The following is a 12387-nucleotide window of genomic DNA, read 5'->3' as shown; positions in this document are numbered from 1 at the left end:
CGCGACGCCGAGGTCGCGGCATGAACGACCGATAGGAGGACCTGGATGTCACTGACCCAACTGCTCGTTCCCACCTTCACCCAGATGCTGCGCGCGCAATCCGCGTGGCTCGACAAGGCGCTCGCGCAGCGGCAGGCCGCGGGCGACGCGGGCGATGCGCTGCTGACGCTGAAGCTCGCGCCCGACATGTATCCGCTCGCGGCCCAGATCCGCTTCGCCTGCTTTCAAGCGCTTGAGCCCGTCTGCCGGCTGCGCGGCGAAGCGCTGCCCGACGCGCTGCTCGCGTTGCGCGAAGCCGGCTGGCAGGCGGACGCGCAACCGGGCACGCTGAGCGATGCGCAGGGCATCGTCGCCGGCACGATCGCGTTTCTCGGCGAGCTCGCGCCCGACGCGCTCGATGGCGGCGCGACACGGCCGATCTCGCTGCAACTGCCGAACGGCACCGCGTTCGACATGACGGGCGAGCAGTACGCGCGCGACTGGGCGTTGCCGCAGTTCTACTTTCACGTGATCACCGCGTACGCGATCCTGCGCAACCAGGGCGTCGAACTCGGCAAGGCGGACTACGTGTCGTACATGCTCGCGTACGTGCGCCCGGACACGATCCCGCAGGGCTGAGCGCGCGGGCCGGGGGCCCGCGATGCGCGGCGATCGCCGCGATCGCCGCAACCGACGCCGCGCTCAGCGATACCAGCGCGGCGTGTACACCCACTCGCGTCCGTCGCCGATCGCGAATCGCCGGGTCGTCGACGAGCCGACGATCACCATCGTGCGCATGTCGACCTGCTCGGCGCGCAACGCGCCGAGCGTCGTGTTGACGAGCGTCGCACCGGGCCGGCCGATGTCGCGGCCGAGCACGACGACGGTGTCCGGCGCGCGATGCGCGCGCACCACGTCGAGCGCGCGATCGAGCTGCCATGGCCGCGCGCGCGAGATCGGGTTGTAGAACGCCATCACGAGATCGGCCTCGGCCGCGTGCGCGAGGCGCGTCTCGATCACGTCCCACGGCTTCAGGTTGTCCGACAGCGAGATCACGCAGAAGTCGTGGCCGAGCGGCGCGCCGGCCTGCGCGGCGGTCGCGAGCGACGCGGACACGCCGGGCTCGACGCGCAGGTCGACCGCGGCCCAGCGCGGATCGCGCGCGTCGTCGAGCGCTTCGAGCACGGCCGCGGCCATCGCGAACACGCCCGGGTCGCCCGACGACACGACCGCGACGCGCCGGCCTTCGGCCGCCAGCTCGAACGCGTGGCGCGCGCGCTGCATTTCCTCGCGGTTGTCGGTGCCGTGCACACGCTGGTCCGCACGGAACGGGCCGGCCATGTTCACGTAGGTCGTGTAGCCGAGGATATCGGTCGCGTCGGCCAGCGCCGCGCGCGCGGCAGGCGTCAGCCATGCGGCGGCGCCGGGCCCGAGGCCGAGCACGGTGAGGCGGCCGCGCGCGCGGCCGAGCGTCGCCGGATCGACCGGATGCGCGGCGACCGCGCAGGCGAGCCCGTCGAGCGGCGCGTGCCGCGTGTGCGGCACGCGCAGTGCGCGCAGTGCGCGTTCGAGCACGTCGGACGCCGCCGCATCGGGATCGGCATCGACGTCGGCATCGACGAAGCGCAGCGGCGCGCCCAGCGCATCGGCGGCCGCTTCGAGCGCCGCGTCGCCGATCATCGCCGCCGGCGCGACGAGCGCAGCCAGCGCTTGCGGCGCGAGGCCCTGTGCGTCGAGCAACGCGCCGATGCGCGCATCGAGCGGGGCGGTCTCACTGGTCGATGACGGCAGACGCGCGCCGATGCCGATCACCACGCTGCGCGGATGGATCACGAGTTCGTCGCGCGCGCCGCGCCATGCAAGCGGCGTGACGCGGATCGCATGCGCGGCCGCGTCGTCGCGCGGCAGCGCGACGTCGTCGAGCCACGGCGCGGCGCCGTCGATGCGGGTCGCCGCGCCCGCGAGCAGGTCGGACACGAAGCGCTTGCCTTGCGCGAGATCCGCGAGCGCGTAGCCGTCGGGCGGATTGAGCACGCATGCGCCGAAGCGCAGCTCGCCGCTCGTCGTGATCGCGGGCGCGACGCCGAGCCAGTCGGCCAGCTCGCGCGCGATCAGGTTCACGCCGGTCAGGCCGCCGAGCAGCGGCACGACGGCCGAGCCGTCTTCCGCGACTGCCAGCACCGGCGGCTCGACGCCCTTGTCGGCGAGCGCGGGCGCGATGCAGCGGATCACGATGCCGGCCGCGCACAGCGCGACGATCGGCAGGCCGCGCGCATACAGCTCGCGCAGGTGCGCGCCGAGCTCGTCGAACGGCACGTCGGCGGCGACGCGCGACGCGAGGCCGTGCACCTGCGCGCCCGGATAGCGCGCCTGGATGCGCCGCGCGGTGTCGAGCGCGCCGGCGCCGAGCACCACGATCGCGGGCGGGGTCGTCATCCTTGCCATTTTTCCCCCGGCACGACGAGCAGCGAGAAATACGGCGACGCCATCGGATCGACCGCGTCGAGCGGCACGATGCGCTGGTTCGCCATCGTCGCGCGCTCGACGTACAGCGCGCGCTTCGCGAGGCCGAGTTCGTCGAGCACGCGCCGCACCTTGTCGAAGTTGCGGCCGAGCTTCATGATCACCGCCGCGTCGGCCTGCGCGAGCCGCGCGCGCAGCTCGTCCTCCGGCAGCACGCCGGACAGCACCGACAGGCTCTGGTTGCGATACACGAGCGGCTGGCCGAGCACGGCCGTGCCGCCGAGCATCGAGCACACGCCGGGCACGACCTCGGTGTCGTAGCGCGGCGCGAGCCGGTCGTGCAGATACATGTACGAGCCGTAGAAAAACGGATCGCCTTCGCAGATCACCGCGACGTCGCGGCCCGCGTCGAGATGCGCGGCGACGACGTCGGCGGCCGTGTCGTAGAAGTCGGCGATCACGGTTTCGTAGCAGAGCGGCGGCGGCAGCGCTTCGGTCGTCACCGGGTAGACGAGCGGCAGCTGCACCTGCGCGTCGCGCAGATGCGCTTCGACGATGCCGAACGCATTGCCTTTCTTGCCCTTCGCGACGAAATACGCGACCACCGGCGCGGCCTGCAGCAGGCGCACCGCCTTCAGCGTCATCAGTTCGGGGTCGCCCGGGCCGACGCCGAGGCCGAACAGGCGTCCGCGCGCGGCCGTCATTCGACCTCCGTCGCGAGCGCGTTGACCGCGGCGGCCGCCATCGCGCTGCCGCCGCGCCGGCCGAGCAGCGCGACGTACGGCACGCCGCGGCTGTCGGCGGCGAGCAGCGCCTTCGATTCGGCCGCGCCGATGAAGCCGACCGGGAAGCCGAGAATCAGCGCGGGGCGCGGCGCGCCCGCGTCGAGCATGTCGAGCAGATGGAACAGCGCGGTCGGCGCATTGCCGATCACGACGACGCTGCCCGCGAGGTTCGGCCGCCACAGTTCGAGCGCCGCGGCCGAGCGCGTGTTGCCGAGCTGCCCCGCAAGGTCGGGCACCTCGGGCTCGCCGAGCGTGCAGAGCACGCGATTGCCGGCCGGCAGCCGTGCGCGCGTGATGCCTTGCGCGACCATCATCGCGTCGCAGAGGATCGGCGCGCCGGCGGCCAGCGCCGCGCGGCCCGCCGCGCCCGCGCCGGCGGAGAAGCGCAGATCGTCGACGACGTCGACCATCCCGCACGCGTGGATCACGCGCACCGCGAGTTTTTCGAGGTCGGCCGGGATGCGCGACAAGTCGGCCTCGGCACGGATCGTCGCGAACGACTGGCGGTAGATTTCCTGCCCGTCGCGTATGTAGTCAAGCATCGGTGGTGTCCTGGCTTTGCCGCGGGTTGTTGCCCAGTCGGGCCGCGGCCTGGTCGATCGTCAAGTGGCGCGCGAGCAGGGCGCCGAGGCCCGCTGCGCCTGCTGCATCATCGCGCCGGTAAAGGTCGTAGCGCGCCGGCGCGACCGCGACGAGCGTGTGCGCCGCCGGGTGCGGCAGCGCGCAGTGGCGCTCGCAGCCGGTCAGGTGCGCATCGAGCGCATGGCCGACGCGCGCGGCGAGCGCGAGCGCGTCGTGCTTCGTGTCGGCGCGCGCTTTCGCGCAGCCGGCGCTGCCCGCGCACGCGACCAGCGTCGCGAGCGGGTCGAGCGGTGTGCAGACGAGGCCCAGCGACGCGAGCGTGGCCAGCACGGCGTGCGCGCGGGCGGCGCGCACGCCGTGGACGAACACGCCTTGCCACGGCGTCATCGACAGCGTGCCGTCGCCGTCGGCGTCGGCCAGCGCGGCGAGCCGCTCCAGCAGCGCGGCATCGAGCCGGCCGAGCACGAACTGCGCGCCTGCGCTGCAGCGATCGGCGTCGCGCGTCGGCCGTGCGCCGAAGCGCAGCGCGGCGTCGGCCGGCGGACGCCGCCAGCCGGCGAGCGCCGGATCGGCCGCGAGCGGGAACGGCGCGTAGTGCTGCGCGCGCGCGACCAGCGCGCGTTCGCCGCGCGTCGCGAGCAGCGCGCGCATGCGCGTCGCGTCGGCCGGCGCGAGATCGAGGAACGCGAGCAGCAACGCGCGCACCAGTTCGACGGCCTGGTGCGGCGCGACGTCGAACGATGCGGGCCGGTCGCCGGGGGCGACGGGCGGACAGCCGGCCAGCCCGGCCGCGACGCGCACGGCGCCGTCGCCGCGCCGCCATGCGGAGAGCCAGATGTCGTGCGGATGATCGAGCGCCGCGACGGCCTCGCCGCCGTCGAGCTGGATCGAGAATTTCGGTGACAGCTCACCGGCGCGGCTCGCGCGCGAGCATGCCGAAGATCGGCGCGGCGAGCGCCGCGCTGTCGATGAGCGCGGCGGGGTCGCGTCCCGCGAGCGGGCTCAGCATCAGATTGCGGACGTCGTCGCTGGCGGCCAGCGCGGCGCGGGCGTCGTCGGCGTCGCTTGCACCGGCCGCATCCGCGCCGCAGCACGCACCGGAGTACGCGGCCGAGTTGGGGCCGAGGCCCGCGTCGAGCAGGGCGCCGGCGAGCGGCGCGGCCGCGCCGTCGCGGATGCCGCGCAATTGCAGGTTCGCGCGATTGGTCGCTTCGATCACGCCCGAGCCGTGCGCGCGGGCGACGGCGGCGATCGCGCGCGCCTGCCGCGCGTCGAGGCGGCCGCCCGGCAGCTTGATCCGGCACAGGCCGCCGTCGGCGGCCGGGACGACGCGCACGAGCCCCGGGCAGGCCGATGGGCGCACGACGGGTGAAGCAGACGGAACGGGGACGGAATTCAACGGGGCACCGGCGCAGTGTCGCGCCGCGGCCAACGCATCGGTACACCCCGCCCGATGCCGGCTGGCACGCACGCACTTTCAAGCCGGCAGGTCTCCTGGCTGACAGGTCGACGCCCGCTCCAGGCCTTCCCGGACAAGCCAGTGGCGCGAGATGGAGGCGGGCTCGCTGCCTACAGTTGCGGGGGCAGCCACAGCGGCGCGGCACGCGCCCTGTGTTCCCTCTTCGGCCCCGAGGGGCGCCGGCGAACGAACGGGCGTAGGATACCCGATTTCACCGCCGCTTCGCGACCGCCGAACGGCGGTGTGAGCCGACGCGAAAACGCTGCGCGGCGCCGCGGCCGGCGGATGGAAACGCGCGGTGGAACACGCTACCATGCCGTCTTTCGCAATGCGGATCGCCGCACCGGCGCGCGCGTGTGCGCCGCGCGCGGCGACTCGATGGAACCGGACGATGGGGAAGGGTGCATGACGGCGTGGCTGACGGTGGTGGGCATCGGCGACGACGGTTACACGGGGCTCGGGCGCGCCGCGCGCCGCGCATTGCTCGACGCGACGCTCGTGGTCGGCGCGCCGCGGCACCTCGACATGCTGCCCGCGCGGCTCGCGGCCGCGCGCGAGGCATGGCCGTCGCCGTTCGATCTCGCGGGCGTGCTCGCGCGCCGCGGGTCGCCCGTCTGCGTGCTCGCGAGCGGCGATCCGATGCTGTTCGGCGTCGGCGCGACGCTCGCGCGCCAGCTTGCGCCCGGCGAATGGCGCGTGCTGCCCGCGCCGTCGTCGCTGTCGCTGGCCGCGGCCCGTCTCGGCTGGGCGTTGCAGGACGTCGGCGCGGTGTCGCTGGTCGGCCGGCCGCTCGCGGCGCTCGCCCGTCATCTGCTGCCGGGGCGGCGCCTGTTCGTGCTGAGCGCGGACGGCCGCACGCCCGCCGTCGTCGCGGCCGAGCTGACCGCACGCGGCTTCGGGCCGACCCGCATCAGCGTGTTCGAACATCTCGGCGGCCCGCTCGAGCGGCGCATCGATGCGCTCGCGCACGACTGGGCGGTCGACGAGACCGCGGCGCTGAATCTCGTCGCGCTCGACTGCCGCGCGGCGCCCGACGCACCGCGCCGCGCGCTGACGCCCGGCCTGCCGGACGACGCCTACTGCCACGACGGGCAGCTCACCAAGCGCGACATGCGCGCGCTGACGCTCGCGCGGCTCGCGCCCGCGCCGGACGAACTGCTGTGGGACGTCGGCGCAGGCTGCGGGTCGATCGGCATCGAATGGATGCGCGCGCACCCGTCGTGCCGGGCAATCGCGATCGAATCGCACGCGGAACGGCAGCGCTACATCGAACACAATCGCGACGCGCTCGGCGTGCCGGGCCTGCAGCTCGTCGCGGGGCGCGCGCCCGATGCGCTCGCGGGGCTCGCCGCGCCCGACGCGATCTTCATCGGCGGCGGCGCGACCGTGCCGGGCGTGCTCGACGCCTGCTGGTCGGCGCTGAAGCCGGGCGGCCGGCTCGTCGCGAACGCGGTGACGCTGCAGGGCGAGATCGCGCTGGCCGCGTGGCGCGACGCGCACGGCGGCACGCTCACGCGCGTGTCGCTCGCGCACGCGCAGCCGCTCGGCCGCTTCGACACCTGGCGGCAGCCGTTGCCCGTCACGCTGTACGACGTGTGCAAGCCGGCGCAGATGCCGCAGATGCACGCAACGGCGGCCGCGTGATGCGCGACGAAACCCCCGAACAGCCCGCGCCGCTGCGCTTCGGCTACACGACCGGCAGCTGCGCGACCGCGACGTCGCTGGCCGCCGCGCGGCTGCTGCTGACCGGCGAAGCGGGCGACGCGGTCGAGATCGTGCTGCCGAAGGGGCAGCGCGTCGTGATGCGCGTCGAATTCTGCAGGTTGATCGCCGATGGACCCGATGGAACCGGCGGCGCGGAGGCCGGCACGATCAAGGACGCCGGCGACGATCCGGACGTCACGCACGGCGCGCTCGTGTTCGCGCGCGTCGCGCTCGCGGCGGCGCCCGGCGTGCGTTTTCATGCAGGGCCGGGCGTCGGCACGGTCACGCGCGCGGGGCTCACGCTGCCGGTCGGCGAGCCGGCGATCAATCCCGTGCCGCGCCTGATGATGACGACGCACCTGAACGCGCTCGCCGCCGAACACGGCCATGCGGGCGGCTTCGACGTGACGATCGGCGTCGAGGGCGGCGAGGCGCTGGCGCTGAAGACGATGAACCCGCGCCTCGGCATCGTCGGCGGGCTGTCGATCCTCGGCACGACCGGGATCGTGCGGCCGTTCTCGTGCTCCGCGTACATCGCGTCGATCCATCAGGGCATCGACGTCGCGCGCGCGAACGGCGTCGCGCACATCGCCGCGTGCACCGGCAACGCCAGCGAGGACGCGATGCGCGCGCACTACCATCTGCCCGACATGGCGCTGATCGAGATGGGCGATTTCGCGGGCGCGGTGCTGAAGCATCTGCGGCGGGCGCCGGTCGCGCGGCTGTCGATGTGCGGCGGCTTCGGCAAGCTCAGCAAGCTGGCGGCCGGCCATCTCGACCTGCACAGCCGCCATTCGAGCATCGACCTGCCGCTGCTCGCGCAATGGGCCGCGCAAGCGGGCGCGAGCGACGCGCTGCAGGCCGCGATGCTGGCCGCGAACACGAGCCAGGAAGCGCTGAAGCTCGCGCAGGCGGACGGCGTGCCGCTCGGCGACATCGTCTGCGCGCACGCGCTCGCCGTCGCGCGCGACATCGTGCCCGCATCGGTCGCGGTCGAGATGTTCGCGATCGACCGGCAGGGCCGTTTCGTCGGGTGCGCGCGATGAGCCCGCGCATCCTGCTGCTCGGCGGCACCGGCGACGCGTTGAAGATCGCGCGCGCGCTCGGCCCGCGCCACGTATACAGTCTCGCGGGGCTCGGCAAGGTGCCCGGCGATCTCGCGTGCGAGGTGCGCGTCGGCGGTTTCGGCGGCGCGCAGGGGCTGGCCGCGTACCTGCGCGACGCCGGCATCGGCCTCGTGATCGACGCGACCCATCCCTATGCCGCGCGGATCAGCGCGAACGCGGCCGCCGCCGCGCGCGACGCGGGCGTGCCGGTCTGGGCGCTGCGCCGCGCACCGTGGCAGCCGCAGCCGGGCGACGACTGGCGGATGGTCGACGACTGGGCCGGCATCGAGGCCGCGCTGGCGCCGTTCCGCCGGCCGCTGTTCACGCTCGGCCGCGAGCCGCTCGCGCATCTCGACGCGATTCCGGTGCACCAGTTCTGGCTCGTGCGCTGCCTCGATCCGCATCCGGGCAACGCGCGCGCGCAGATCGTCGCCGCGCGCGGGCCGTTTACGCTCGACGGCGAGCGCGCGCTGTTCGCGCTCGCGGGCATCGACGTCGTCGTCAGCAAGAACAGCGGCGGCGCGGCGACCGAAGCGAAGCTCGACGTTGCGCGCGAACGCCGGCTGCCGGTCGTGATGCTGCGCCGGCCGCCGCTGCCCGACGCCGACCGCACCTTCGACTCGGCCGCTGCGCTGCTCGACGCGCTCGATCCGGCCGCGCGCGCGTGACGCCGGACGCGGACGGCGGGTCGTCCCCATGAACTGACGGAGTGTTATCGATGACGGTGTATTTCATCGGCGCGGGTCCCGGCGACCCGGAGCTGATCACGGTGAAGGGCCAGCGCCTCGTGCGCACGTGCCCGGTGATCCTGTATGCGGGGTCGCTCGTGCCCGCGGCGGTGCTCGACGGGCATCGCGCGGAGCAGGTCGTCAACACGGCGGAGCTCGACCTCGACGCGATCGTCGCGCTGCTCGCCGGCGCCCATGCGAAAGGGCAGGACGTCGCGCGCGTGCACTCGGGCGACCCGTCGCTGTACGGCGCGATCGGCGAGCAGATCCGCCGGCTGAAGGCGCTCGGGATTCCGTATGAAATCGTGCCGGGCGTGACGGCCGCCGCCGCGTGCGCGGCGGCCCTCGGCTGCGAGCTGACGCTGCCCGGCATCGCGCAGACGGTGATCCTCACGCGCTTCGCGGGCAAGACGACGATGCCCGAAGGCGAGTCGCTCGGCTCGCTGGCCGCGCACCGCGCGACGCTCGCGATCCACCTGGGCGTGCGGCATCTCGCTCGCATCGTCGACGAGGTGCTGCCGCACTACGGGCCGGATTGCCCGGTCGCGGTGATCTACCGCGCGAGCTGGCCGGACGAGGAACGCGTGACGGGCACGCTCGCGGATATCGTCGCGAAGGTGCAGGGCACGCGCATCGAACGCACCGCGCTGATCCTGATCGGCCGCGTGCTCGATGCGCAAGGGTTCGCCGATTCGACGCTCTATGCGAGCACGCGGTGAGCCGCCGCGCGGCAACGCGCGGGGCGGGCGTCGCGACCGGCCGGCCACGGGACAACCTGACATGAGCATCCGAATCCGGCCGCGCGTCGTACGTTTTGCGACCGAGCTTGCAGCCGCGCTCGTCACCGTAATCGCCGCCGCGCCCGTGCTTGCCGCTGCGCCGTCGGACGAAGCCCGTGCGGTGCCGTTCGTCGAAGTCGCGAAAACCGCGGCGCCCGATCGTGACTGGCAGCGCAACCTATGCGCGCTCGTTTCGGCGAAGTGCGATGCCGATGCCGATGCGAAGCCGTCGCTGTATCGCATCAAAGGCGACGGGCCGGCCGACTACTACGCGATCCTGCCGGGCCCGCAATTGCTGAAGCTCGGCTACGCGGCAGGCTGGAAGGTGCTGCAGCGCTGGGATTTCTCCGATTACGCGCCGGCCGAGCGCGAACTCGGCGACGGCACCGCGCCGCCGCTCGATATCTATCCGGCGCTGTATCCGCTCGGCGGCGATCGCGTCGCGGTCGCGGTGCTCGCCGGTTGGTCCGAGATGTATTCGGGCGGCGGCGGTAGCTGGCAAGACGCGGACTTCGTCGAGTTGCTGCCGAACGGCGCGCATGCGAGCCAGCCACGGATCGCGACGCTGCCGTTCAGCTGCAGTAAGACGATTCGTGCGTGTTTCTCGGAGCGCGAGTACAAGCATGCGCCGCATTGCAGCGAGGACTTCGACGGGACGCTGCGGCTGCGCTTCGTGCCCGGTGCGCGGCGCGGCGAGCTCGACTGGATCGCGACCTGGAAGGAGACGCATTGGCCAGGGCTCAAGCCGCGGAGTGCGACCGAGCGCACGTCGGTGTCGGTCACGTTGCCGGCCGGGCAGGACCCGGTGGTCGCCGGCCGCGAATTGCGCGATCGGGTGTCGTTTTGCGAACCGCTCAATTGAGCTTCGCACGCCGCGCTGCATCACAGTGGCGCCGCCGCGGTGCAGGAACGGCGCGGCAAGCGAGCGCCTGACGCGCATCACGCGCGCGCGACGCGCCGCGCAACGTGCGGCGCGAAGCCGGACGCCAGCGCGCACAGCACGACGCACAGGCACGCCATCGCGATCCAGGCCGGCGTCAGGTCCGCGAGATGCTGGCGCACGATGCCGGCCGCGAACGGGAACAGCCCCGCGATCAGGTAGCCGATGCCCTGCACGAAACCGGTCAGCGACGCGGCATCGGCCGGCGTTGCCGCATGGTCGACCGTGACGATCAGCGACAGCGGGAACAGCGCGCCGATGCCCGCGCCCATCAGCAGCGCGACGGGCAGCGCGAGCCCCTCCGGCGACGCGAGCATCAGCACGAGCCCGACGAACAGCGCCGCGATCGCCGCGAACAGCGCCGCTCGGCGATCGGGCATGCGGTCGATCGTGGCGGACACCGCCAGCCCGGCCACGACTTCCGCGAGCGTCACGCCGCCGAGCAGGCCGCCGGCCGCCGTGGGCGACCAGCCGAGCCGCATGTAGAACGGCGGCAGCCACGCGAGCACGAGCGTGTACGCGCCGGTCGCGATCCCGAAGAACAGCGCGAGCCGCCATGCGCGCGGCGAGCGCGACGGCTGCAACTGCGCGGCGTGCGGCAAACCCGTGGCGGCGCCGCGAACGTCGCCGCCACGGCTGGCGAGCGGCCAAACGAGCGCGGCAACCGCGGCCGGCAGCGCCCAGCCCGCGAGCGCCATCGGCCAATCCCAGCGCGCGGCGGCCAGCGGCGCCGCGACGCTCGCGAGCACCGCGCCGCCCATGATCGACGTCGAATAGACGCCCATCACGCCGCCGATGCGCGTCGCGAAGTTGGCCTTCACGAAACCGGGCAGCAGCGCCTGCACCATCGCAATGCCGATGCCCGCGCAGCACGCGCTCGCAAGCAGCAGCCACGCATGCTGCGCGCCGACGCGCGCCGCGCACGCGAGGCCGATCAGCACGATGCCGAGCCACACGCCGGCCGCGCAGCCCACGGCCCGCTGCAACGACCGCGCGCCGAGCGCGCCCGCGCCCATCAGCACGATCGGGATCGTCGTCAGCAGGCTGGCGGTGCTGTCGTCGATGCCGGTCGCGCGCTGGATCATGTCGAGCAGCGGGCCGACCGCGGCGAGCGCCGGACGCAGGTTCAGCCCGACGAGGACGATGGCGGCAAGCCGCCATCCGGGGGAAGTGAAGCGATTCATCGAACGGCCCTCGAGCGTGGTGCACTGCGCAGGCGTCGGCGCGCGGTGCGTTTTCAGGTAAATTATCTTGACGTCAAGATAAATGCTGATTTATCTCGACGTCAAGATAACTTGTTTGCCGAGGAGGGTTAATGGATCGAAGGGATCGAGCCGCGCACGCGGTCGCGCAATGGCGCGACGAACGCCCGGATCTCGACGCGTCGTCGATGCTCGTGATGGGAAGGCTGCAGGAAGCGGCGCTCGCGATCGGGCGCGACCGTCTCAATCCGCTGTTTGCGCGCTACGGGATGCAGCCCGGCGAATTCGACGTGCTGGCGACGCTGCGCCGCGGCGGCGCGCCGTTCGCGCTGACGCCGACGGCGCTGTACGACGCGCTGATGATGTCGTCGGGCGGGATGACCGCGCGCATCGACCGGCTGCAGAAGGCCGGCTGGGTCGAGCGCCGCCCGAATCCGGCCGACGGGCGCGGCACGCTCGTCGCGCTGACGGAGGCCGGCCGCGCGCTGATCGACGAGGCCGTCGTCGCGCACGTCGAGAACCAGCGCGCGATACTGGACGCGCTGTCGGCGTCGGAGCAGGCGCAGCTCGCGCGGCTGCTCGGCAAGCTGCTGGCGGGGTTGGGTGAGTCTGGCGGCGGGGGCGGTTAGTCTTGTCGCACGGCCGGGTGCCGATCGGCCG

The 12387-nt window shown here is 73.4% G+C and carries 11 protein-coding genes, 1 pseudogene and 1 riboswitch; of the genes and pseudogenes, 7 read left to right on the top strand and 5 right to left on the bottom strand.

Going from position 1 to position 12387, the window contains the following annotated elements:
* Nucleotides 1-45: 45 nt before the first annotated feature.
* Nucleotides 46-618: a DUF1993 domain-containing protein gene (locus WJ35_RS03675; protein WP_069238754.1), complete on the top strand. Its 573-nt coding sequence runs from the start codon at nt 46-48 to the stop codon at nt 616-618.
* A 63-nt stretch (nt 619-681) separates the two neighbouring features.
* Here WJ35_RS03675 and cobJ read toward each other — a convergent pair whose 3' ends face one another.
* The 4 genes and pseudogenes from cobJ to cobG form a co-directional block, all read right to left on the bottom strand.
* The gene (cobJ, locus tag WJ35_RS03670) at nt 682-2415 is read right to left on the bottom strand and encodes a precorrin-3B C(17)-methyltransferase (protein ID WP_069238753.1); all 1734 of its coding nucleotides are present in this window, start codon (nt 2413-2415) and stop codon (nt 682-684) included.
* On the bottom strand, nt 2412-3146 hold the full coding sequence (locus WJ35_RS03665) for a precorrin-2 C(20)-methyltransferase (RefSeq protein WP_059617458.1): 735 nt from the start codon (nt 3144-3146) through the stop codon (nt 2412-2414). Before WJ35_RS03665 ends, cobJ begins: the two co-directional genes overlap by 4 nt.
* Nucleotides 3143-3769 carry a precorrin-8X methylmutase gene (locus tag WJ35_RS03660; RefSeq protein ID WP_060238685.1) on the bottom strand — a complete coding sequence of 209 codons (627 nt, stop codon included), beginning with the start codon at nt 3767-3769 and terminating at the stop codon, nt 3143-3145. The genes WJ35_RS03665 and WJ35_RS03660 overlap by 4 nt, the downstream gene beginning before the upstream one ends.
* Nucleotides 3762-5172: pseudogene (gene cobG, locus WJ35_RS03655) on the bottom strand (precorrin-3B synthase). The gene WJ35_RS03660 and the pseudogene cobG overlap by 8 nt, the downstream one beginning before the upstream one ends.
* A 103-nt stretch (nt 5173-5275) precedes the next feature.
* Nucleotides 5276-5467, bottom strand: a riboswitch (cobalamin riboswitch).
* Nucleotides 5468-5673: 206 nt separating this feature from the next.
* Here cobG and WJ35_RS03650 point away from each other — a divergent pair.
* The 5 genes from WJ35_RS03650 (at nt 5674) to WJ35_RS03630 (ending at nt 10447) form a co-directional block, all read left to right on the top strand.
* Nucleotides 5674-6912, top strand: a complete 1239-nt coding sequence (locus WJ35_RS03650; RefSeq protein WP_069239391.1) for a bifunctional cobalt-precorrin-7 (C(5))-methyltransferase/cobalt-precorrin-6B (C(15))-methyltransferase — start codon at nt 5674-5676, stop codon at nt 6910-6912.
* The gene (locus tag WJ35_RS03645; protein WP_060238875.1) at nt 6912-8018 is read left to right on the top strand and encodes a cobalt-precorrin-5B (C(1))-methyltransferase; all 1107 of its coding nucleotides are present in this window, start codon (nt 6912-6914) and stop codon (nt 8016-8018) included. Before WJ35_RS03650 ends, WJ35_RS03645 begins: the two co-directional genes overlap by 1 nt.
* Complete coding sequence (locus tag WJ35_RS03640; protein ID WP_060238872.1) at nt 8015-8746, top strand: cobalt-precorrin-6A reductase; 732 nt, start codon at nt 8015-8017, stop codon at nt 8744-8746. The genes WJ35_RS03645 and WJ35_RS03640 overlap by 4 nt, the downstream gene beginning before the upstream one ends.
* A 50-nt stretch (nt 8747-8796) precedes the next feature.
* Nucleotides 8797-9525 carry a precorrin-4 C(11)-methyltransferase gene (cobM, locus tag WJ35_RS03635; RefSeq protein WP_069238752.1) on the top strand — a complete coding sequence of 243 codons (729 nt, stop codon included), beginning with the start codon at nt 8797-8799 and terminating at the stop codon, nt 9523-9525.
* 61 nt (nt 9526-9586) lie between these two features.
* Nucleotides 9587-10447 carry a hypothetical protein gene (locus WJ35_RS03630; RefSeq protein ID WP_059461749.1) on the top strand — a complete coding sequence of 287 codons (861 nt, stop codon included), beginning with the start codon at nt 9587-9589 and terminating at the stop codon, nt 10445-10447.
* A 77-nt stretch (nt 10448-10524) separates the two neighbouring features.
* Here WJ35_RS03630 and WJ35_RS03625 read toward each other — a convergent pair whose 3' ends face one another.
* Nucleotides 10525-11709: an MFS transporter gene (locus WJ35_RS03625; RefSeq protein WP_069238751.1), complete on the bottom strand. Its 1185-nt coding sequence runs from the start codon at nt 11707-11709 to the stop codon at nt 10525-10527.
* Between the two features lie 131 nt (nt 11710-11840).
* Here WJ35_RS03625 and WJ35_RS03620 point away from each other — a divergent pair, with 131 nt between their 5' ends.
* Nucleotides 11841-12356 (top strand): MarR family winged helix-turn-helix transcriptional regulator, encoded by a 516-nt coding sequence (locus tag WJ35_RS03620; RefSeq protein WP_060238667.1) that lies wholly within the window; start codon nt 11841-11843, stop codon nt 12354-12356.
* Nucleotides 12357-12387: the final 31 nt, after the last annotated feature.

It is taken from the genome of Burkholderia ubonensis, assembly GCF_001718695.1.
Taxonomy (GTDB): Bacteria; Pseudomonadota; Gammaproteobacteria; order Burkholderiales; family Burkholderiaceae; genus Burkholderia; species Burkholderia ubonensis_B.
The sequence above is the reverse complement of the archived record's forward strand: the minus strand, read 5'-3'. Positions and strand labels throughout refer to the sequence as shown.